At 66.4% G+C, this 22,876-nt stretch carries 16 protein-coding genes; 9 read left to right on the top strand and 7 right to left on the bottom strand.

The genetic code is table 11. From position 1 onward, the window contains the following. The first annotated feature begins 44 nt into the window (after positions 1–44). From IPM18_14960 to IPM18_14975, 4 genes are all read left to right on the top strand, one after another. Positions 45–2,765, top strand: coding sequence for a bifunctional acetate--CoA ligase family protein/GNAT family N-acetyltransferase (locus IPM18_14960; GenBank protein MBK9120878.1), 2,721 nt, complete (start codon positions 45–47; stop codon positions 2,763–2,765). A gap of 171 nt (positions 2,766–2,936) precedes the next feature. Further along, positions 2,937–4,799 carry a signal peptide peptidase SppA gene (gene sppA, locus IPM18_14965; protein MBK9120879.1) on the top strand — a complete coding sequence of 621 codons (1,863 nt, stop codon included), beginning with the start codon at positions 2,937–2,939 and terminating at the stop codon, positions 4,797–4,799. 289 nt (positions 4,800–5,088) lie between these two features. Next, positions 5,089–6,552, top strand: coding sequence for a DUF1080 domain-containing protein (locus tag IPM18_14970; protein ID MBK9120880.1), 1,464 nt, complete (start codon positions 5,089–5,091; stop codon positions 6,550–6,552). 132 nt (positions 6,553–6,684) lie between these two features. Beyond that, on the top strand, positions 6,685–7,977 hold the full coding sequence (locus IPM18_14975) for an aminotransferase class I/II-fold pyridoxal phosphate-dependent enzyme (GenBank protein MBK9120881.1): 1,293 nt from the start codon (positions 6,685–6,687) through the stop codon (positions 7,975–7,977). Here the strand turns inward: IPM18_14975 and IPM18_14980 are convergent. The 3 genes from IPM18_14980 to IPM18_14990 form a co-directional block, all read right to left on the bottom strand. Continuing rightward, the gene (locus IPM18_14980) at positions 7,934–9,307 is read right to left on the bottom strand and encodes a DUF3754 domain-containing protein (protein MBK9120882.1); all 1,374 of its coding nucleotides are present in this window, start codon (positions 9,305–9,307) and stop codon (positions 7,934–7,936) included. The two genes, IPM18_14975 and IPM18_14980, sit on opposite strands and share 44 nt — an antisense overlap. Before the next feature lie 46 nt (positions 9,308–9,353). Next, entirely contained in the window at positions 9,354–9,770 is a 417-nt protein-coding gene (locus tag IPM18_14985; GenBank protein MBK9120883.1) for an NUDIX domain-containing protein, read from the bottom strand. Between the two features lie 234 nt (positions 9,771–10,004). Beyond that, positions 10,005–10,367 carry a hypothetical protein gene (locus IPM18_14990; protein ID MBK9120884.1) on the bottom strand — a complete coding sequence of 121 codons (363 nt, stop codon included), beginning with the start codon at positions 10,365–10,367 and terminating at the stop codon, positions 10,005–10,007. A 139-nt stretch (positions 10,368–10,506) separates the two neighbouring features. Here IPM18_14990 and IPM18_14995 point away from each other — a divergent pair, with 139 nt between their 5' ends. Then, positions 10,507–12,846 (top strand): hypothetical protein, encoded by a 2,340-nt coding sequence (locus IPM18_14995; protein ID MBK9120885.1) that lies wholly within the window; start codon positions 10,507–10,509, stop codon positions 12,844–12,846. Here IPM18_14995 and IPM18_15000 read toward each other — a convergent pair. The 4 genes from IPM18_15000 to IPM18_15015 all read right to left on the bottom strand — a co-directional run bounded on the left by IPM18_15000 (position 12,809) and on the right by IPM18_15015 (position 17,483). After that, positions 12,809–13,633: a HAMP domain-containing histidine kinase gene (locus IPM18_15000; GenBank protein MBK9120886.1), complete on the bottom strand. Its 825-nt coding sequence runs from the start codon at positions 13,631–13,633 to the stop codon at positions 12,809–12,811. The genes IPM18_14995 and IPM18_15000 overlap by 38 nt on opposite strands. 92 nt (positions 13,634–13,725) lie before the next feature. Beyond that, a complete protein-coding gene (locus tag IPM18_15005) occupies positions 13,726–14,736 on the bottom strand; it encodes an NAD(P)-dependent glycerol-3-phosphate dehydrogenase (GenBank protein MBK9120887.1) in 1,011 nt (336 codons plus the stop codon). 83 nt (positions 14,737–14,819) lie between these two features. Further along, on the bottom strand, positions 14,820–15,893 hold the full coding sequence (gene queA / locus IPM18_15010) for a tRNA preQ1(34) S-adenosylmethionine ribosyltransferase-isomerase QueA (GenBank protein ID MBK9120888.1): 1,074 nt from the start codon (positions 15,891–15,893) through the stop codon (positions 14,820–14,822). A 126-nt stretch (positions 15,894–16,019) separates the two neighbouring features. Beyond that, positions 16,020–17,483, bottom strand: a complete 1,464-nt coding sequence (locus IPM18_15015) for a fucose isomerase (protein ID MBK9120889.1) — start codon at positions 17,481–17,483, stop codon at positions 16,020–16,022. Between the two features lie 242 nt (positions 17,484–17,725). Between IPM18_15015 and IPM18_15020 the strand changes: the two genes are divergently transcribed. From IPM18_15020 to IPM18_15035, 4 genes are all read left to right on the top strand, one after another. Beyond that, the gene (locus IPM18_15020; GenBank protein ID MBK9120890.1) at positions 17,726–18,595 is read left to right on the top strand and encodes a hypothetical protein; all 870 of its coding nucleotides are present in this window, start codon (positions 17,726–17,728) and stop codon (positions 18,593–18,595) included. 505 nt (positions 18,596–19,100) lie between these two features. Further along, a complete protein-coding gene (locus tag IPM18_15025) occupies positions 19,101–19,892 on the top strand; it encodes a 4-hydroxy-tetrahydrodipicolinate reductase (GenBank protein ID MBK9120891.1) in 792 nt (263 codons plus the stop codon). Between the two features lie 305 nt (positions 19,893–20,197). Further along, positions 20,198–20,539 (top strand): PilZ domain-containing protein, encoded by a 342-nt coding sequence (locus IPM18_15030; GenBank protein ID MBK9120892.1) that lies wholly within the window; start codon positions 20,198–20,200, stop codon positions 20,537–20,539. Positions 20,540–20,756: 217 nt separating this feature from the next. Next, positions 20,757–22,841: a (Fe-S)-binding protein gene (locus IPM18_15035; protein MBK9120893.1), complete on the top strand. Its 2,085-nt coding sequence runs from the start codon at positions 20,757–20,759 to the stop codon at positions 22,839–22,841. The last annotated feature ends 35 nt before the right edge of the window (positions 22,842–22,876 follow it).

Below are 22,876 nucleotides of genomic sequence, written 5' to 3' on the forward strand. Positions count from 1 at the left end.
TCCCCAGTTCTACACTGCCCGCTCCTCTCTGCCGAGGTGTGTGCATGAGTGTTCGTAATCTCGAATTCCTTTTCCAGCCCAGTGCCATCGCCGTGCTCGGAGCGTCCAATGCTCCCCTCAGCATCGGTGGGCTTGTGCTGCGCAACCTGTTGCGTTCCGGTTTTGACGGCCCCATCATGCCCGTCAATCCCAAATACGAGGCCGTCGCGGGTGTCCTCGCATATCCCGACGTCGCGAGTTTGCCCGTCACGCCCGATCTCGCTGTTGTCTGCACCCCCCCCAACACCGTTCCCGGCCTCATCGCCGATCTCGGCGCCCGAGGGACACGTTCCGCGGCCGTCGTGACCGCCGGGCTGGCCGGCCTGAAACAACCCGATGGGCGAACGCTTCAGCAGGCGCTGCTCGATGCCGCCCGGCCGCATTGTCTGCGCGTGCTGGGGCCGAACTGTGTCGGCCTGCTGGTGCCGGGGATCGGGATGAATGCGACTTTTGCGCACACGGACCTGGCCGCCGGTTCCGTGGCGTTTGTCTCGCAATCGGGTGGTTTCTGCACGGCCACGATCGATTGGGCGAAAGATCGCGGTATCGGCTTCTCGCATTTCGTCTCCTTGGGGGACTCGGCCGACATCGATTTCGGCGACATCCTCGACTATCTCGGCAGCGCCGCGGAAACCAGCGCGATCCTGCTGTACATGGAGTCCATCGGAGCGGACGAGGCGCGGAAATTCATGTCGGCGGCGCGTGCCGCGGCCCGCAACAAGCCCATTATTGCAATCAAGGCGGGGCGCAACGCGGAAGGTGCCCGAGCGGCGGCGTCCCACACCGGGGCATTGGCGGGTTCGGACAACGTCTACGATGCGGCCTTGCGGCGCGCCGGCATTCTACGCGTCGATGATTTGCACGAGTTGTTCGACGCCGTGGAGACGCTTGCGCGGGCCCGTCCGTTGCAGGGTGAGCGGCTGGCGATTCTGACCAACGGGGGTGGCCCCGGTGTCATCGCGACCGATGCGCTGGTTGCCGGTGGCGGTACTCTGGCGGAATTCACCCCGGAGACCCTGCGGCAGCTCGACCTGCTGCTGCCGCGCATCTGGTCACACGGCAACCCGGTGGACATGGTGGGGGATGCGGATGCGGCCCGCTACGCGCAGACGCTTGCGCTCCTGCTCGCGGACCCCGGTACGGACGCCGTGCTGGTGATGAACGCGCCCAGCGCGCCGGCGCCGCCGGAGCTGGCGGCCCGCGGCATCGTCGAGACGATCCGGCAGGCGACCAAACCGGTCCTCACGAGTTGGCTGGGTGGCGCCGCCGCGGGTCGTGCGCGGCGCATCTTCGCTGAGGCGGGCATCGCCACCTACGACACGCCCGAAAGTGCCGTGCGTGCGTTCCTGCACATGGTGCACTACCGCCGGAACCAGGAGATCCTCGCGCAGACACCGGCTTCGGCCCCCACGGATTTCACTCCGACCGTCGGTGCGGCCCGGGCCGTCATCGAGCAGGTCCTGGAGGAAGGCCGTGATCTGCTGACCGAGCCCGAGGCCAAGCAGGTGCTGGCGGCCTATGGCATACCGATCGTACCGACGCGTGTGGCGGCCACACCGGCCGAGGCCGCCGAGATTGCCGCAGAACTCGGGCCGCCGATCGCGCTCAAGATTCTCTCTCCCGACATCACGCACAAATCCGACGTCGGAGGTGTCGTACTGGGCCTGTCGGATGCGAAGGGTGTGCGCGCCGCCGCGACGGCCATGCAGAATCGCATTGCCGCCGCTTATCCGCAGGCGCGCCTCACCGGCTTTTCTGTCCAGAAGATGGCGCAGCGCCCGCACGCTCACGAGCTGATCATCGGCATGACGACCGACGCGATCTTCGGCCCGGTGATCCTCTTCGGGCGTGGTGGTACGGCGGTCGAAGTGATTGGCGACCGGGCGGTCGCATTGCCACCGCTGAACATGAGTCTCGCGCGACACCTGATCGCGCGGACGCAGGTCTTCAAGCTGCTTGGGGGTTACCGCGACCGGCCGCCGGCAGACCTCACGGCGCTGTGCCTGACCCTGACGCAGGTGTCACAACTCATCGTCGACCGGCCCGAGGTGGCGGAACTGGATATCAACCCGCTGTTCGCCGACAACCTCGGGGTGCTCGCGCTCGACGCGCGCATCAAGGTGGCCCCCGCCGGGCAGGTCACGAGCGGTCACAAGCGTCTCGCGATTCGGCCCTATCCGCGGCACCTCGAGGAATACTTCAAGCTCGCGGACGGACGGCGCGTATTCGTGCGTCCGATCCGACCGGAGGACGCCCCGGCGCACGCCGCATTTGTTGCCCGGGTGCCGCCCGAGGATCTGCGTTTTCGCCTGCTGGGCGTGGTACGTGATATTCCCCCCTCGGAGCTGGCGCGACTGACCCAGATCGACTACGACCGCGAGATGGCTTTCATCGCGATCGACGAACACGGAGCGGCGGGTCCGGAGACTCTCGCGGTGGTACGGACCGTGACGAATCCCGACAACACGCGGGCCCATTTCGCGATCATGGTGCGGGCCGACTGGCAGCGCAGCGGGCTGGGCACGCAACTGTTGCGCAAGATGATCCAGTACTGCCGGAATCGCGGCACACACGAGCTGGTGGCCGATCTGCTACCCGACAATGCCGCCACGCTGGCCCTGGCCCGCAAGCTCGGTTTTACGGCGACTCTCGTGCCCGACAAGCACCTCTGCCGGTTGCACCTGGAGCTGCATGCACCTCCGGTGGCCGCGCAGGTGGACGGATAACGCGGCGGCCGCGCAGCGCATGGGACAATTTCTGACAACGTTCGACGGGGGCCCGCACACGGCGCGTTTATACTGGCATGCAGAAGCGGGTGAGCAGCCGCGGCCCTGAAGGTGCGCAGTGGTCTGCGCAGCGCAGCGGTCCGGCGGCAACGCCGAAGAGGAGTGCCAGGCATGATTTGGAAATCGCTACGCGGCGCCAGTGCGCTGCTGCTGGTGGTGTGTGGAATCGCGGCGTTGCCCACGATGGCACAGGAAGCCGAGCCGGCGCGCACCGTCGTGCGACTGAAGCTCGATGGACCGATTCTCGAAGCACCGAACGATGCGGCCAGTTTGTTCGCGGCCTTCATGTCCCAGTCGGAGACCCGGACACTGCACGAGATCGTCGCCACGCTCCGGCGTGCAACGCGCGACGACAACGTGGCTGGCCTGGCGCTGATCATCGGCGAACCCGCGGCGAGTCTCGCGCAAGTCGAGGAAATCAACCGGGCGCTGCGGGCCTTCCGGGCGGCCGGAAAACCCGTGTTCGCCTACCTGGATGCGGCGAACAATCTGACTTACGCGCTCGCGGCGCAGGCCGATCACATCACGCTGGCCGAATACAGCGATGTCTCGATCACAGGTCTGTACGCGGAACTGACGTTCTTCAAAGGGCTGCTCGACAAGATCGGTGTCGAAGCCCAGATGCTGCACGAAGGGGCCTACAAGGGCGCGGCGGAGCCCTTTACCCGGACCACGCCGAGTCCCGAGCTGGCCGAGAACATCAACTGGCTGCTTGATGGACTCTTTGAGCGCTGGCTTGCGATGATTGCCGAGGGCCGTGGCCTGAGCAGCGCGGAGGTCCAGGCCCTGGTCGACCAGGCCCCGCTGACCGCGGAGAAGGCCCTGGCGGCCAAGCTGGTGGATGAAGTCTCGACCTTTGCCGCTTATCGGCAACGCATCCAGAAAGAGTTCGGCGCCAACGTGAAGATCGTGAAGCGGTATGGCGAATCGGCCCTGCCGAAGCTCGATACGTCGAATTTCTTCGGCATGATGAACTTCTTCAGCAGTCTCGGACGCAGCACCGGGATCACCAAGCGCGAAGGCGGCATCGGCCTGATCTACGTCGACGGTGCCATCATGATGGGCGATACGGAAGAAGGACTGTTCGGTGATACGACCGCCGGCAGCAGTTCACTCCGCGCCCTGCTGACGCAGGCCCTCGAAGACGAGTCCGTGCGCGCGGTGGTGCTGCGGGTCAACTCGCCCGGCGGTTCCGCTGTCGCGAGCGACATCATCTGGAACGCGGCCCGCCGGCTCGCCGCGGAGAAGCCGCTGATCGTCAGTATGGGTGGTGTTGCCGCGAGTGGCGGCTACTACGTTTCCGTGCCGGGTGACACCGTCTATGCCGAAGGCACCACCATCACGGGATCGATCGGTGTCGTCGGCGGAAAGCTCATCCTGCGCGGCTTGTTCGAAGACAAGCTCGGCATCACCAGCACGTCGTTCGGGCGCGGCAAGCATGCGGGCTTGCTCTCCCCTTCGCAGCCGTGGACGGAATCCGAGAAGGACTGGATGCAGAGTTACATGGGCGAGGTTTACACCCAGTTCAAGGGCCGCATTACCGCGTCGCGCGGCCCGCGGTTGAAGAAGGATCTGGATGACATCGCGGGTGGCCGGGTCTACACCGGTCAGCAGGCCCTCGAGCTGGGTCTCATCGACGAGCTTGGTGGCCTGTCCGATGCGCTCGATGCGGCGGCGGCCCGCGCTGGGCTCGCCGCGGAGTACAAGGTGTACCCACTGCCGAAACCGTCGGAACTCGGCGCGCTGCTGAGGGCGTTGGGTGATCTCACCGGCAAGGATGGTCGCGACAATTACGAAATCGCCTTGCAAGTCCTCGCCCCGGGACGCGCGCTGGATTCGTTGGGTGGACTGCTGGCATTGCTGCGCGAAGTGGCCCCGCAGCAGACCGACCAGCTCCTGCTCGGGCTGCGGCAGTTGTCCGTGCTTCAGCGGGAGCGCGTGGGCCTGTTCACGCAGATTCCGAACGTGCGCTGATCCGTGACGCGGTGCGATTGCCATACCTTTCGGCCGGCGAGGAGCGTGCTCCCCGCCGGCCGCCGTTTTCTTACGTGGGGGAGTGGTGGTGGGTGGGACGCACTGGAACTCGTGCTCCCGCCAAGGTCGGGAGGCCGGCGCCTGGGATCGGCCGAAGGCCCGGAGATGCATCCTCATTGCGCACCCGGCTGGCACATCCGCCGTCTCGCGGATACAAAAGATCACGATCCGCAGACGGGCTGGTGTGGCGCGTCGCGGGGTCGAGCGCGGGGGGAGCTGGGAGCGGAACATGCGCGGCCTGCTCGCGATTGTTGTGTTGTTGGGAGCACTTGGCGCGGTTGGTGGCATGGTGCGTCTGGCTGCCACCGCACAGGACGACCCGCGGCTGCTCCCGTCCGGACATGAGAAAATCACGGCCGCCATGCCGACCGAGGCGCTCGTCCAGCCGGCGCAGGCGCGCCGGCTGCTGGTCTACACGGCCTGCAAGGGATTCGTGCACAGCTCGATCCCGCAGGGCAAGTACGCGCTGCTCGAACTGGGCCGCCGGACGCGCGCTTTCGAGCCCTACTTCAGCGAGGATCCCGCCGACTTTCGTCCTGCGCGATTACGGGAGTTTGACGCGGTCTGCTTCCTGAATACGACCGGCGAGTTGTTTGACGATCCCGAGTTGAAGACCAGTCTGCTCGAGTTTGTGCGCGGGGGCAGGGGTCTGATCGGCATCCACGCGGCGACGGACGCGTTCTACAACTGGCCGGAGTATGGCGCGATGCTGGGCGGCTACTTCGCGGGGCACCCGTGGAACGCCGGGGACGAGGTTGTGCTGCGGGTTGAGGATGTCGGGCACCCGCTGACGAAGATGTTTCCCGATGGACCGTTCGACCTGACCGAGGAAATTTACCAGTTTCGCGAACCGTACTCCCGCGCGCAGGTGCGCGTGCTGGTGGGGCTCGACCCCGCACGCACGGACATGCAGAAGCCCGGTGTGAACCGCCCCGACGGCGACTTCCCCATCTCCTGGGTTCGGCGGGAGGGACTCGGCCGCGTGTTCTACTGCTCGCTCGGGCACAATGAGCACATCTTCTGGAACCCGGTCGTGCTGCGGCACTACCTCGCGGGCATCCAGTATGCCCTGGGCGATCTGCCCGCCGCGGCGCTTCCCAGCGCCCAGGTGCAGAAGGATGGCTGGCTTGCGCTGTTCAATGGCACGGACCTGAACGGCTGGCATGCGCCGCAGGGCAGTTGGAGCGTGGACGATGGTACGCTCGCGCGGCGCGGTGGCGGCGATATCTGGACCCAGGAAATGTACGGCGACTTCGAGCTCGAGCTCGAATTCAAGCTCGCACCGCAGACCAACAGCGGCATCTTCTTCCGCACCGCCGACCTGCGGGATCCGGTGCAGACGGGGATTGAGCTCCAGGTGCTCGATTCGTACGGCAAGGCGGAGGTCGGCAAGCACGATGCCGGTGCCATCTACGACTGTCTCGCACCGCGCGTCAACGCGGTACGTCCCCCCGGCGAGTGGAACCGCGTCCGGCTGGTCTGTCGCGGCAGCCGCATCGAGGCCGATCTCAACGGTGAGCCCATCATCCGCATGGACCTGGACGAGTGGACCGAGGCCGGCAGGAACCCCGACGGCACCCCCAACAAGTTTCGCACGGCCTACAAGGAAATGCCCCGCCGCGGCCATCTCGGCTTTCAGGATCACGGCAAGCCGGTGTGGTATCGCAACATCCGGCTCCGACCGCTGAAGTAGCCCGCCGAACTTGGGAGGGCCGATCGTAGCCGCTGCGGGAGGAGCTGCCGCGCCGCGCAGCCGCCCGGTATACTCCCGGCACATGTCGATGCGCCGGCGCAGCAGGCGTCCGCCGGTGTTGCAGGAGCACATATGAACGCACAGCGGCCGGTGAGTCTCAACCTGAATGTGCGGGGAATGGGCCAGTCGGCGACGCTCGCGATCCAGGAGCGCTGTCGGGAATTGCGCCGCGAGGGGCGCGCGGTCTACAACCTCGGCCTGGGACAGTCCCCTTTTCCCGTGCCGGGCAGCGTAGTAGAGGCCCTGCGGCTGGCCGCGCCCGAGAAAGACTATCTCCCGGTCAAGGGACTTCCGGCGCTGCGTGAGGCGGTGGCGGCCTTTCACCGTGACCGCAACCAGATTGATACCCAGTTTGACGGAGTGATCGTCGGCCCCGGCTCGAAAGAGCTGATGTTCCTGGTCCAACTGGCCTATTACGGCGAAATCATTGTGACGACGCCCTGCTGGGTGTCTTACCTGCCGCAGGCGCGTGTGATCGGCCGCAAGGTCAGTCTCATCCCCACGTCGCACGAGACTGGCTGGAAGGTGACGGCGGCGCAGTTGCACGACGCCCTGGAGATCGTAAACGACGATTTTCGCCCGCGCATGCTGGTGCTCAACTACCCCTCGAATCCTTCGGGGCTGAGCTACAGTGAGGAGGAACTCGTCCTGCTGGCCGAGGTCGCGCGCAAATTCAACCTGATCGTGCTGTCCGACGAGATCTATGGCGAGTTGCACTTCAAAGGCCAGCACGTTTCGATTGCCCGATTCTACCCTGAAAACACGATCGTCAGTTCGGGCTTGTCGAAGTGGTGTGGTGCCGGCGGCTGGCGGTTGGGGACTTTCTGTTTCCCGCCCAATCTGTACTGGCTGCTCGAAGCGCTCGCATCGGTCGCGAGCGAGACCTATACGTCGGTGTGCGCCCCTGTCCAGCACGCGGCCGTGCAGGCCTTCCGCGGCGGTGTCGAGATCGAGCGTTACCTATGGCACGCGCGGCGCATTCTCGCAGCCCTGGGGGCCGAGTGCACGCGCCTCCTGCAGGCGGCCGGCATCCGGGTACACATGCCGGACGGAGCGTTCTACCTGTTCATCGATTTTTCGCCGTTGCGGGAGCGGCTGGCGGCCCGCGGGATCGAGTCCGGGGCGGCGCTATGCAATCGGTTGCTGGATGAAGCGGGGGTGGCCATGTTGCCGGGTGTTTCGTTCGCGCGTTCGCGGACGGAGCTGACGGCCCGCTTGGCGTATGTCGATTTTGACGGTGCCCGGGCGCTGGCCGCCAGCGAGAATGTGCCGCTGCACGAAGAGTTGCCGGCGGATTTCACGCAGCAGTACTGCGACAACGTCATTCGGGGGATGGAGCGGCTGGCGGCCTGGGTGGCGGAATGAGCCGCAGCGCAGCTTCCGTCCGGTCCGGCTGCGCCGTGTCCGGAGTAACGCTCCCCGGCTGCGCTCCACGCTGTGCCAGGCATTCCGCGTGGTACCCAGCCGAGCACCGCCCCAGCCAGTGGCTGCGCAATGCCGCCACGGTTGCCGCCGGCGGCAGGGCCGCGAATGGCTGCCCAGCGGCCCACAACCCGAAGCGCGTCAGTGTCTCCAAGGCATCCGCCGCGTCGAAGTCAACCTGCACGCCGAAGCGTTCGCGCAGATAGGTCTCGAGGCGGGCGTCGAACTCCTGTGCAGTGGCCGGTGGCCCGGCCCCGCGCTGACAGGCCAGCCAGCCCAGCAGCGCCTCCTTGAACTCCTCATGCACGACCGTCGAGACGAGCAGTTGCAGCGCCCCGTTGTTGTTTCCGAGGTTCTGGAAGTACAGGTGCCGGGTCCGTTGTGAATCGCGGTTTATGCGGGCCCGGCGGTAACCCAGCACGGTCCGGAAGATGAGCATGCCCGCCCCCAGCAGCAGGATCCAAAGCAGTTGCCACAACGCCGCCGCAGCGCCGGTCACGATCGTCAGCAGCTTTCCCGCGGTAGAGCCGAGCGCCCCGGCTCCGCCACCCAAGACGAGCAGCCGGTCGCGCCAGTTCATGTGGACTTCCGCGTGTGGCAGCAGTGCTTCGACATCCGCTTCAGGGATGTCCTTGAATAGCTTGATGAGCACGTGGGGATCGTCGCGCAGCCGGCACACGACGGCGAGGCGTCGATAGACCGGGACTTCCTCCGGCAGCCCTTCGCGCAAGAACTCGCGCCAGGTCCGCCAGTGCTGCCACTGCAGCAACAAGCGCCAGCGCCGAAAACGCCGCGCCACCGTGCCTGTGCCTCGCACCCACACGCCCAATTCGGTGATGCGTTCCGGCCGGAGACGGACGTGGTAACCGGCGGCGCGGGCCTGGCGGACGGCGGCCTCCACCTGCACGTTCGTCAGGCGACGGTAGTTCGCCTTCTCCAACAGGTAGGCGAGCCGCGCCAGCAGCTCGCGGTAGGACTCCGGCGACCGCAGCAATGCCGGCGGCGCGAGTGGCTGGGTGTCGCGATCCGGATTGAAGGGGGCGTAGAAATCGGTGAGTGCCCGCCGAAACGTGGCCGCCTCCTGCTCCAAGACGTCGTCGAGTGCACCGGCCACCGCGCAGACTTCCTCGGCCGTTACTCCAAAACGAGTGGCATCGGCGGCGAGCGCTTCGGTCAACTCACACGGCAGGATGGGAATGTAGCGGTCGTCCGGACGGTGGAAGGTCGTTCCCGCCGTCGGGTCGTGCGCCAATAAGTCTTGCGCCGCTCCCATGCGCACCATCGTAGCGGCGGGTGTACGGGTAAGGGGTATATGCCCGTCAAATCGGCGAATGATCAACGAGTCCGCGACCGTACTGTGACAGGAAGGTACGGTTGCTCTCCAGCAGTCGCGGGAGCGCCTCCGCTTCGGTGAGTGTGCACCAGCGCACCTCGGCCACCTCGCGCGGGTTGTGCCGCAGGTCGTCACAGAGCAGGTCTGTCCGCCACCAATAGAGGTGCAGTTGTCCATCGGGGCGGACGTACTCCCAGAGTGGGGCGCGGGGCCGGATCTGCGCCCCGATCTCCTCCCAACATTCGCGCACCAGCGCCTCGGGCTGGCTCTCTCCCGCTTCGATCGCTCCGCCGACGAAGCACCACGCATCCGGAACGACGACCTGCGGCGCCCGGCGGATGAGCAGAAAGCGACCCGCACGCAGGATCACAGCGACCACGCCGTACGTCACAGGCAGGACCATGTGCAGGGTTTCCGGTTAACGGATGGGCAGGCAAGAGCGGGTAAGGATAAGGTTGCCGCGCGGTACGGGCGAACCGAGTCCCGTCCGCGCGGCTGCACTTTCGTGGGGTCGGGTGGCACCGGGAAGCGATCGTGCCCTCATCTCCACTTGGGGGAAGAGACCAAGAGCGGGGCGTTCTCAGTGGCTTCGCGACCCAGCCCCAATCCCTCCCTGCCAAGGAGGGGAGCATTGGTGCTAGTGGCGCTTAAAGCTCACTTCCCAGACTTTCGGGCCTTCCTCGTTCCAGACATACATGATGCCCTGACACTTACCGCACAACTCCGCCCGGTAGCTGCGGAGCTTGCCATCCTTCATGCTGAAGGTCAGAACCTTTGATTCCTCGTTGTAGGTGTAGGTGCCCTCGGCGCTGACCGTTGCTCCGCCGCGGTTGTACGAGGCCTCGAATTTGCCGTCGCCCTTGAGAGTCATCTGACCGATCTCAAACTCGGTCAGGTTTTCCGGCACCATCCGCATGACCGACCAGCTGCCCTGCATGCCGCAACCGGTGAGCAGCGCGAGTACCAGCCCCGCAAACGCCAAACGTAAACCGAAACGCATGTGCAATCCTCCTGAAGTTCGTGTAGCGGGCTTCGGATGTGACGCCCTATAACCCACTTCATTATGGTCGCCGGCACGCAATTCGCAACTCCGCGCCGCAACTCGCCCCACGCCACCCGCCTCGCTACCATGCCCAGCCATGCGAGGTGCCCGGCTGCTGATCGCGGGGTTGTTCATCGTGCTACCGGGCGTGGTGCTCGCTCCGCTCTGGGGTTTGGCGGGGCTCGGGGCCGGCGAAGACGACATCCTGTACTACTTTCCGCTGCGAGTCTTCTTTGCCGAGGCGGTCGCCTCCGGCGAGTGGCCGTGGCTGCTGCCGTGGAGCGGCCTCGATCGTCCGTTGACCGCTGATCCACAAGCGGCCCTTTGGTATCCCACGACGTGGCTTTTCGCCCTGGTGCCGCCGCTGGTGGCGTACCCCGCCTCGCTCTGGCTGCACTTCACGCTGGCGCTGTGGGGTATGTACCTGCTGCTGCGGGCGGAAGGCCTGCGTCGTTCCGCCGCGGTCTTCGGAGCGGTGGCTTTTGGATTCTGCGGATTCATGCTGGCGCACCGCGTACATTTCACGATGCAGCACGCCGCGGCCTGGACACCTTGGGTCTTCTGGGCGCTGCGCCGTTACGTTTTCGGCGCGACCGAGGGCCGCCGTTGCGACCCGGTCGGCCGGCGACTGGCCGTGGCGGCGGTCGTCATCGCGCTGCAGGCCTTCGCCGGCCACGTGCAGATTACGTTGCTCGCCACCGGCGGAGCTCTGCTCTGGCTGGCGGCACTTGGCTGGCGCGCGCGGCACCCCGCATGGTCCGGCATCCTGACGCGCTGGGTGCTTGTAGGTATTTGTGCGGCCGGACTGTACGCCGTGCAGTGGCTACCCACGGCCCTGTTCCTTCGCGACACAACCCGCACCGAGCGGACTTACTTCGATTTCGTCGAGAACAGTCTGAGTCCGGCCGCGCTGCTGGGGTGGGTCAGCCCGATGATCTTCGGACAACGGACGCCCAACTTCTTCCCGGAGTCTTATTGGGGTCCGTCGCACCAGGTCGAGCAATTCGGCTACATGGGTTGGTTAACGCTGATCCTGGGCTGCTACGCCCTGCGATTCGGCGGGCGATGGCAGCCCGCTCGACGGGGGTGGTTTGTGCTGGGTGTCGGTGGGCTGCTGACCGCGATCGGGTACCTCGGACCCGTGTGCCCGGTGCTGTACCTGTTGCCAGGCAGCAGTCTGTTCCGCTGTCCGGCGCGGGCGCTGTTGTTGGTGAACCTGGCGTTCGCTGCGCTGGCCGCCTACACGGTGCAGGATCTGGTCGGGGGTCGGTCGCCGCGCCGCAGCCGCGTGCGGGCGGCTCTGCAAGGGCTGACGCGCCGGCCGTGGGTGCCGGCGGTGGTGCTGGCGGGGCTGCCCCCCATCCTGCTGCTGCCCGTCGTACCCTGGCTCGGTGAGGCGTGGCGTGGTGTAGCGTTTCGCTCGATCCTGCCGTGGAGTCCGGCGGTCTGGGTACCGTTGACTGTTGGGTTGGTGTCGCTCGGTGTGCTCGCCTGGGCGGTACGTGGCGGGCGCACCGTTCGTCCCGTCACCGTGCTGCTGGTGGTGCTGGTGGCGGATCTCGCCATCATCGGCTGGACCCTCGATATGCCGCGCGGGGTGCGCACACCGCAAGAGCTCACCGCACCGCAAGGTGCTGCGGCGGACCGCTGGATGGACCTTGTCCGCGCGTCCGGTGCGCGGTTGTGGGTCGTGAATGGGCGCGTCGGATGGTTGCCGGGTGAGTATGTTCAGCCGGTTGAAAAGGCCGTCGCGAACACGAATGTGCTGCGCCGAATCCGGACGTTGACCGACTACGGTCCGTTGCAGCCGCGAGGATACGCGGCGCGCTTCGGCTTCAAGCCGTGGGGGGAGTCCGAGCGCGCCGCGGAGTTGCTTGCCGAGACGAGCTGGGCGCGGCTCTACAACGTCGGCTGGATCCTGCTTTGCGATCCGAGTCTGCCCGCGCCGGACATGGGCGAACTTGTGGCGCTCGTCCCGCCCGATTGGCGCCTATTCGCCCTGCCCGAGACTTATGGCGATGCCCTGTTCGAAGATGCCACGGTGCCGGGTTCGGTGCGGTACCGGGAAACCGGCCCGCACAGCTTCCGTCTTCGTGTCGATTCGTGGTCGCCGGACCTGCCCCCCGCGGAATCCCTGCCCCCGCAACAGTGGCCCCGTGTCGTCATTGCGCGGGCGTGGCTGAAGGGGTGGAACGCGCAAGGGTTGGGGCGGCGAGTGCATATCGAACGGGTGAACGACGTGCTGATGGGTGTGCGGGTTCCACCGGGTGTAACGGTTGACATCGTCTTCCAGTACACGCCGCCCGGGTTGCAGGAAGGAATCCTCGTGTCGGTCGCCTTCGCTGTCCTGCTCGGGTGGGCGGCCCTCAGCGGCCGATGGGGTTCAGCGCTGACCCGTGTTAATTCGCGCCGGCGGCCTTCGGCCAATGCAGTGTGAACGTGCAGCCGCGCCCCTCGTTCGTCCGTGCCTGCAACATCGCCCCATGGTGTCGCGCAATGAGGCGGCAGACGCTCAGGCCGAGTCCGACTTCCTGCCAGTCCGTGGCGCGTTGCCCGGGAGGTGACGCGAGAAATGGATTGACAATCGTGTCGATCCGTTCACGGGCAATCCCACAGCCGTTGTCCTGCACTTCGATCTGCACCGCTTCGGCGAGCTCCGTCGCACGCACCACGAGCAGCCCGCCACTCACCGCGCTCATTGCCCGGTGTGCATTGAGCAGCAGGTTGAGCAATACCTGGCACAGCAGGTCGTGTTGCGCGACGACCTGGAGGTGTTCCGGCACTTCCACGCGCAATGTGATGCTGTCCTTCTCGACCGGTCGGGTCATCGTCTCGATGGCTTCCTGCACCACTGCCGCGAGGTTGCATACCGTGACCGGTCGCTCGGGCTGGTTCGCGAGATCGAGCAGGTGCCGGTTTACCGCGATGGCGCGTTGGCACTGCGTCAGGGTGCGCTCCAGCGTTTTGCGCATGAAGGGGACGTCTTCGTCCATGCTCAGCGCGGCTTCGACACGCGCCAGGATCGGCGTCAGCAGGTTGTTGTATTCGTGCGTCACCATCGCGAGCATCGAACCCAGCAGCGCCAGGCGCTGGCTCGCGATCAGCTCGCGCTCAAGTTCTGCGACGGCGGCCGAGGCGTCTCCGTTGGGATGGGGTGTGGGCATGCGTGGCGGCACCATGGGTATGCGAATTGCGGCGGACAACGCGAGGGGGTCGAGCGACATGGACACCAGCGCCTTTCGTAAGGATTCCAACGAGCGCACGGTGCAAACTACAGCGACGTTCTGTCGGCACAATACTGGTTTGTACGGGCGAGTCAATCCGCGTGGTGCGGCTCTTCGGCCTTGGGCGGGCGATTCATGAGCTCGGTGATCGCGGTTACGGGCGGCTTATGTTCGAACAGCACTTCGTAGACCGCCTGCGTGATGGGCATTTCGACCCGGTGCCGCCGCGCGAGTTCCAGCACCGCTTGCGTCGTCGGAATGCCCTCGATCACCGCTCGACTCTCCCGGACCACCTGCTCCGGCGCCACGCCCTGGCCGATGCGATCCCCCGCGGTCCGGTTGCGGCCATAGGGTGACACGCAGGTCGTGAACAAGTCGCCGAGACCGGCCAGCCCGTTGAAGGTCTCGGCCCGCGCCCCCATCGCGACCCCCAATCGCGTGATTTCGACCAGGCCGCGCGTCACCAGTGCGGCTTTCGCGTTGTCACCGGCCTTGAGCCCGTCAAGGATACCGGCTGCGATCGCGATCACGTTCTTCGTGGCCCCCGCCAGTTCCACGCCCAGCACGTCGGGGCTCGTGTACACACGGAACCAGGAGGTGTTGAAGATCTGCTGCAACAGCGTCGCGAGTTCGGCCTGGTCCGACGCGATCACGACCGTCGCGGGCAGGCACCGCGCCAACTCGCGCGCGATGTTCGGCCCCGAGAGTACCGCCAGCGGGTGCCCGGGGGAGAGCGCGGCGAGAATCTCCGTCGGCCGGCAGCGCGAAGTGACTTCGATGCCTTTCGTCACGCTCGCGATGGGTACGCCCGCTGGAATCTCCGGCGCCACGTGCTGCCACGCGCCGCGCAGGAACTGGCAGGGGGTGGCCGACACGAGCAACTGCGTCTGTGCAAACGCGGCCCCGGCATGATTCGTCGGGGTGATGTGGTCTGACAGTCGCAGGCCCGGCAGGTAGCGGCGGTTCTCGCCGTCATGAATGATTTCGTCCACCGGCTCTTCTGGCCGGGCCAGCAGGGCCACCCGCACCCCGTTCGTCGCCAGCAGTTGCGCGGTGATGGTTGCCATCGCCCCGATGCCGACCACGGTGGCTTTCTCAATCATCGTGCCAGCTCCTTCCGCAGCGCTCACCGCGATTCTACGGAGCACGGCGGCTCCGGTACAACTCGGCGACGCATTCACTCCGGCTACAGGATCAGCATCGCATCTCCGTAACTGAAGAACCGGTAGCGTTCCGCCACTGCGGCCGCGTACGCGGCGCGCACCTGGGCGCGGGTGCCGAAGGCCATCACGAGTGCCAGCAAAGTGCTCTCCGGCAGGTGGAAATTCGTGAGCAGCCGATCCACGTGGCGAAAGCGATAAGGCGGGTACAGAAAAAGTCGTGTCCAGCCGCTGAACGCCGCTGCTGCATCCGCCCACACCCCCTCCGGCAGCGACTCCAGCACGCGGACCGCCGTCGTGCCCACCGCCACGATGCGCCCACCGCGCGCCCGACACGCCCGCAGTGCTGTCAGTGCATCCGAACGCACCTCGTACCATTCCGCGTGCATCGGGTGGTCTTGCAGATCCTCCACCTCGATCGGTGCGAACGTACCCAGCCCGACATGCAGGGTCACCGGTACGCGCTCCACGCCCCGCGCACCTAGTTCCGTCAGCAGTTCCGGGGTGAAATGCAGCCCAGCCGTGGGCGCCGCCACAGCGCCCGGGTGTGTGGCGTAGACCGTCTGGTAGCGCTCGTGGTCGCGCGCCCGCACCGTGGGTTCCGTTTTCACGCCGCGCCGGATGTAGGGTGGCAGCGGGGGTGCGCCGATCGCACTCAAGAGTGTCAGGGGGTCGATGTGCGGGTCCGGTCGCAGCCGCCAGGCACCCCGCTCGAGCCGCGCCACGGCTTGCAGGTGGGTGGGATGCCCGCGGCATGCCAGCGTTTCGCCGGGGCGCAGGCGGCCGGCCGACTTCAGCAGGCAGATCCACTCGGCCGCGCCAGGTGCGGGCGCAGGCGTGGAATCGACGCGCAGAAAAAGGGCCTCGATGCGTCCGCCCGTCGCGCGCTCCAGATCAAAGCGGGCCGGTATCACGCGGGTGTCATTGGTGACGAGGCAGTCGCCGGGATCGAGATAGGCACCAAGATCACGGAAAGTGCGGTGTTCGATCCGGCCGGTGTCCCGGTGCAGCACCAGCAGTCGGGCCGCATCGCGCGGTGTAATAGGTTGCTGGGCAATGAGTTCGGGCGGTAGTTCGTAGTGCAGTTCGTCGCGGCGCATGCGCGGCCTTTGCGTTTGACATAAGCAGGGGGCGGGCTGCGCGCCGGCGTCGGCGTCGGCGGCCCCGCCCCGCCGGCGCCGGACCTCACAGGGCAGTGGCAATTTCCACCGCCATGACCGGCAATTCTACTCCTGCAGTACGACCGGCTCGATTCCCAGCAGTTCACACGCCGCCGACAGCGCCGCCACGTGGTTTCCGATGATCGCGTGGATATGGTTGCTGCTGTAGTTCTGCCGCAGCGTCTTGAGGGTGATGTCGAACTTCGCGAATGCGTGCGGCCATTCGTATGTCGTCTGCTTGGCGAGTTTCTCTTCCATCGAACGGGTCAGTTTTGCGAAGCTACCCGTAAAGATGTGCATGAGATAGTGGCCGCGGCGCCGCACAATCCGCCCGAAGGTGACCTCCTTCGCCGGAGCCGCGTAGAACTGCACACTGCCACCGCCGCCCCGGAAGTAGAACGGGGACGCTGGCCGGATGTGGCACTCTTTCCAGTTGGAACGAGCGTGGTTCGAGCGCTTGGCGAACCACGGTGCGTGCTGGCCGCTGTTCACGAGGTCGTAGAGCTCGAGTTTCTCGTGATAGTGCCGCAAGTCGGCGAAGAGCACGGGAGTGCCGCTCAGGTGGTGCATGAGCTGCATCGTGAGCGCGCCGTTGCTGTCGCACTCCGTCGCACAGATGAGCGGTTTCTTCTCGGCATCCTCCCAGTCGCTGATGTCATTGAGCAGCGCTTCCTGCACGTCGGCGATGCACAGGTCCGGCCACTCGGTCATGTCGAGTTGCCCGGTCAGACCGCAGAAGTCGATACCCTCCTGCTTGCAGAAGTCTTTCATCGCCAGATACATGCGAACCTGGCGGGCCAGCGTGCCATCGAGCCCGGGCGTCAGCACCTTGTCGTCGTAGTGGATCTGCGCGGCGTGCTTCTCGAGCCACTTCAAACCCGCTTCGACGCGCTCCGGCGCGATCCGCTGTGCCATCTGCCAGAGGTGCAGTTGCCCGCGGTGGTAGACGTGAATGCCGAACTGGTCCATCCACTGCGAGGGGTCGATGTGACCCGTGTACATCCCCATCGAGGGGCCGTCGAATTCCCCGTAACGCTGGCCGTGGAGCAGCGCGGCGGCGCGCTCGCCGCGGGCCCGCTCATCGGGATCGTGCCGGGCGAGGAAGCGGTCCACCTCCTGCTGAACGTCAGCCCTGCGGATGTCGCCCAGCACGCGGCCGAAGGGGCGGCCGACTTCGTCCAGCGTGCCCGCCGATGCGAAGAACGCGACCCAGCCGGGGTGTGATGGCAGTATGTTGCCGACCTGCAGGATCGGGACTTCGGGCATCAGATTCGCGACTTGCGCGGTGAGATCCGGAAACGACCAGACGCAGAAATTGAATACGACTACGTCGGGATAGGCCAGCGCGATACGCCGCGCTTCCGCCCGCGCCGTCTCATAGTTCCAGACAATTTTGCGCGCGATCACGACATCGTGCTTCTTCCGGCGGAAGTAATCGGCCAGCCGCTCCTGGAACATGCGGCAGTCTTTCTCGGTGGCCTTGGCGACGCGAGCTCGTCCGTCGGTGAAGGTAACGATGCCGATTTTCATGGCGCTCTCCGCGGCGAGGGGTAGTGGTTAGCGATGCCTGCGGCCGGGGCCGCGTGCCGAAACGGTATTAGGGGGGGCGGGACGCGGTTTCGCAAGGTCGGCCGGGGAGCTGTGGGTGGCGGGAACGACGTTCTCCGCGCGGCTCCGAGTTGTGCCCGGCCGCCCTCCGTCTACAATGCACTGCGGCAGGCGGGTGGAGTGCGCCCACGGATGGGCCCGCGCCGCAGAACGGAGGCCTCACCATGTCGCCACGGAAGAATCGCCCGGTCCTCTATGAGGTGCATGCGCGGACGCTCCGCGGCAAGGGGCGCAGCTTCATCCCCCGGACCCCGCAACCGCCGGCACCACCCTCGGCCACGCCGCCGGCGGCACCGGCCGTCGTGCCGGAAGCGGTTGATCTCCCCGCCGGGATGGCAGCATTCGATGGCCTCGACGAGACGTCGTGGAGTGGTGTGCGCTATGCCGCCGGTCGCGTCTATCTCGCGCTGGGCTGGCCGCACCTTGTGGTGCTGGGTGCCGCTCTGTTGTGTCTTATCGTCGCTTCTTTCCAGGCCGGGCGCAGCTCCGTCGCTCCGCCCCGGGAGAATGTGCAGCAGGGCAGTGCGGCCCTCGCGGATGCACTCAGCGCGACACCGGTTCAGCGTGCGGCTCCACCTGATGCCCTGCCGACACCCACCGAAGGGTCACGCGGCGGCGACCTGCGACCCGGACAAGGGCGGGGTAATGAGGGTGTTGTTGCGACGCCCTATACGCCGATGATTTCCGGCACGAACACGCCGACGGCGACGGCCCAGGAGTCCCAGCGGCCAACGCCCGTCCTGGAGACGCCGGCGTCCTTCACGCCGCAGCGCGGCTCGTTCCATGTGCTAGTGCAGTACTTCCGCCGTGCAGCGCGGGGCGATGCCGACCGGGCCGCGGCCTACCTCACGGAGAATGGCGTACCGGCTGCGGTGCTCGAAGGTGCCGGCGACTGGCAGCTTGTGGCGACCCAGGCCTTCACGACCGAGGCGCAGGCCCGGACGCTGGTTGATCGCATCAAGACCCTCGGGCGCGAGTACTTCCGTGCCGGCGGCGGCTACTCCTTTGATGGGGCCGCCCCGCGACGTTATTAGCGGCTCTCCCAGCCCCAACTTCCTGGCAGGATGGAGTTGGGGTCAGGGTTGAGAATTCGAAGTCATGCGCCCCGCTTCCGGTTTCTCCCCTCTGGGGAGCGGGGCATTAGGATTACTCCTCGTAAACGGTGGTCGGGGAGCTGCCGCTTACTCATGTTTTCCGTTGAGTAGCAACCGCCCAAGGGCTGAAGATTCGCCATGCCCACACGCCTTGAACAACTACAGAAACTCGTTGCGGTCGATCCGAACGATCCGTTCGCACACTACGGTGTCGGACTTGAGCTCCTGGGGCTAGAGCGGTTCGAGGAGGCCTGTGCGGCCTTCACCGCGGCGCTCGAGCGGGATCCCAACTATGTTGCCGCTTACCACCTGCGCGCCCGCACCGAGATCAAAATGGGGCCCGCCCCGCGGCGGCGGAAACCCTGCGTGCGGGGATCGCGGCCGCGCAGCGTGTTGGTGATCGCCATGCCGCGGCGGAGATGGCGGAACTGCTGGAGTCCCTCGGATGAGCGTACGTGTAGGTATCGTGGGTTGCACCGGTCAAATGGGCCAGACGCTGATCCGCTTGCTTGCGGAGGAGAAGGAGCTGCGCCTGGCCAGCGCGGTGACGATGCCCGGCGACCCGCACCTGGGAGCCGACGCGGGTCTCCGTGCCGGTGTGGGAGCGGTCGGAGTAGCGATCTCCACGGAATTGTCCGAGGTCGATGTCGCGATCGAGTTCACCCTGCCGGCCGGCTGCATGCACTGGGTCGCGGCATGTGCCACGCGCGGCATCGCGCTCGTCAGTGGCACGACGGGACTCGGACCGGCGGAGCAAGCCACACTCGCGGAGGCCGCTCGACGCATTCCGATTGTCTGGGCGCCCAATATGAGCGTGGGAGTCAATCTGTTGCTGGCGCTGGTCGAAGATGTTGCGGCCCGGCTCGGTGATGCGTGGGATGTCGAGATCATCGAAGCCCACCACCGCCGCAAGGTGGACGCCCCGAGCGGAACTGCCGATGCACTGCTCCGCGCCGTCGCGGCCGGTCGGCAGCGTGATGCCGCCGAGATCTCCGTCTTCGGCCGACGGGGTCATGTGGGGCCACGCCCCGCGGGCGAGGTTGGCGTGCATGCGGTCCGGCTGGGTTCCATCGTGGGAGCGCACGACGTGCACTTCGCCAGCGAAGAGGAAGTTGTCACCCTCAGCCACCAGGCCCTCTCGCGTGCAGCATTCGCGCGTGGGGCGCTCCGCGCCGCGCGCTGGATCGGTGGACGTCCGCCCGGGTTGTATTCGATGCGTGCCGTGCTGCTCTCATAGACCGGGGTCTTTTATCTGACAGCCCCCCGATGCTTCCGGGGGTGTCGGCCTGCGGTTTCGGTACACGGCCGGGAACCCCTCCCTGCAACCCATTTCGCCCCGCCAGTTATGGGAAACCCGCGCCGTCTACGGCCAACGCACGCCCTGGGCAAGCGTTGATCAACAGACTGGCGAATCAGGCCGACGAACCCCTCAGCAAGCCGCAGACCATGCTGACTGCCAGTTGCGCCGAAGCGGACCAGCGGTCTACTGCGATTGCCAAGCGGGAAGTGCGTGCCGCGGTCGGAGGGCAGAGGAGTTGCGCCTTGACGCTGACGCGTTACTGGGATCGGCGGCGATTTATCCGGGTTCCCGCGGAGGGTCCGGCCCGGTGGACCTCGGGCCCCTACACCGGCTTCGGGGAACTGCTCGACATTTCCCCCGGTGGGGCGGGCTTGCGCGTGTCCGCGGTGAAATCCGCCCATGTGGGTGCGCGACTCTCGCTCGACATCCCGCTTGCCTCTGGCTCCGTCTGGCGCGTGGCCACCCATGCCAAGGTGGTCTGCAAGCGCCCCGAAGCCGACGGCAGCTATCGTGTCGGCCTCGAGTTCGAGCGGTTGGAGCAACCCGGCAGGGAGGCGGGTGCATGCAGTGCGGATGAGCAGTAACCCTGTCCGCGTATGCTTCCGCTGCAAGCCGGAGGCCGACCCGACACCCATCTCCATCTGAAAAGCGGCCAACGCAGCAGTCATCGTCTGCGCATTCCCGGCAGCCCATCCTCCGGTACAATCGCGTCCGCAGGTCGAACACGTCGGAGTCTGCGGCCGCGGCCTGACACGCGCCGCGTCGGTACACGATCGGAGAACCAGGATGGGGCCACTCCCGATGACCTTGCTGCTGCTGGTGGCGTTCGCGGGCTTCAGCTACACGGCGTGGCGTCGCTGGCGGCTGCTGCGGGTGGCGCGACGTCCGGAGTCGCGTTGCGACCGACTGGGGGAACGCGTGGGGGGCGTCTTGCGCTACGTGCTCGGGCAGTACCGCATGCCGCGCTACGCGGCCGCGGGCTGGGCGCACGTGCTCGTGTTCGCCGGTTTCGTGGTGCTGCTGCTGAATTCAATCCTGTTGTGGGTGCGTGGTTTCGTGCCGCCCGGCAGCCCCGTATACGACCTGTGGATCTTCGGCGTGGACCAGCCGCTCGGGGCCGCATATGCCCTGCTTCGCGATGTATTCACCGTGCTGGTGATCCTCGGTGTTGTTGTCTTCGTGTGGAATCGGGTTGTGCTGCGCCTCACACGCCTGACGCTCAGCAGCGAGGGACTGCTCATTCTGGGCATCATTTTTGCCATGATGGCCGCCGATCTCGTCTACGAAGGTGTCGAGATTCACCGGCATCTTGGCGGGCCGTTCGTCGCCGTGATGCCCTTCGCGTCGCTGGTAGCATATATGGTGGGCGACAATGCTGTCCTCTGGCACCTCGGCTTTTGGCTGCACGCCGGGCTGGTCCTGCTGTTCCTGAACCTGCTGCCCTACGGGAAGCACTTCCACATCCTCACCGTCGTGCCGAACATCTTTGCGCGCCAGCTCGGGCCACGCGGCCGCCTGGCACCGGTGGCCGACCTCGAGGGCCGCGTGGAGCGCGAGGAAACACTCGGCGTGAAGACGCTACGGGATTTCTCGTGGAAGGACATGCTCGATCTGTACACCTGCACCGAGTGCGGCCGCTGCTCCGACCAGTGTCCGGCCACGCGCACCGGCAAGCTCCTGTCGCCGAAGCACCTGCTGATCGGGCTGCGGGATCATGCCTACCTGCGCGAACGGGCGCTGGTCGCTCCGGCTACGAACGGCTCCACCGCCGCAGGCGGGCCCGACATCGAAGCCCCGGGCCGGCCGCACGGTGTCCGCGGATACACGTCGGGCACGGCTCCGGCAGATGCGGTGCGCGCCCATGAAGCCCTGGTGCCGGCCTGGATTGACCCCGAGGTGCTGTGGGGCTGTACAACGTGCGGAGCGTGCGAGGAGGAGTGTCCGGTCCTGATCACCTACATCGACAAGATTGTCGGCCTGCGACAGAACCTCGCGATGGAGCAGGGGCTGGTGCCGTCGCAGTTGCAGCAGATGTTCCAAGCGCTCGAGAACGCCGGCAATCCGTACAGCTTCCCCAACGACCGCCGCGCCGAATGGGCCGCCGGGCTGAATGTGCCGCTGCGTAGCGAGAAGCCGGACGCGGAGTACTTGTACTGGGTGGGCTGCGGGCCGTCCTTCGATGACCGCTCGCGTCGCATCGCACAGGCATTCGCGCGACTGCTCCAGGCGGCCGACGTGGATTTCGCGATTCTTGGCCCGGAGGAAACCTGCAATGGTGATCCGGCCCGGCGGGCGGGCAACGAGTTTCTCTTCCAGATGCTCGCTCAGCAGAACGTCGCCACGCTCCAGGGCTACCAGGTACGGAAGATCGTGACGACCTGCCCGCACTGCTACAACACGCTCAGCCACGAGTACCCCGATTTTGGTGGTAAGTTCGAGGTGGTCCATCACACCGAACTGCTGGCGGAACTGCTGCGCAGCGGGCGCCTGAAACCGGTGCGCCCCGTACCGCTCGAGTTGGTGTACCACGACGCCTGCTACCTTGGTCGGCACAACGGCGTGTACGACGCACCGCGCGCCGTGCTGGCCGCGATCCCCGGGGTTGCGTTGCATGAGCCGGTCGCACGGCGCGACCGCGGGATGTGTTGCGGTGCGGGCGGCGCGCAGATGTGGAAGGAAGAGGAAAGCGGTGCGCAACGGGTGAATCACGCCCGTGTCGAGCAGCTCGTCACGGCACTGCCGCAGGCCCGCACGGTCGAACAGGCGGTGGCCTCGGCCTGCCCCTTCTGCAAGACTATGCTCACGGACGGGCTGGCCGATACCGCCCGGGACAACGTGCGCCAACTCGACGTGGCCGAGGTTCTGTGGGAGGCGCTGAAAGAGTAAGGTTGTAACGGCCGGCCGCAGTCGGCCATTTCTCC

The organism is Phycisphaerales bacterium (assembly GCA_016716475.1).
GTDB lineage: Bacteria > Planctomycetota > Phycisphaerae > UBA1845 > Fen-1342 > JADJWG01.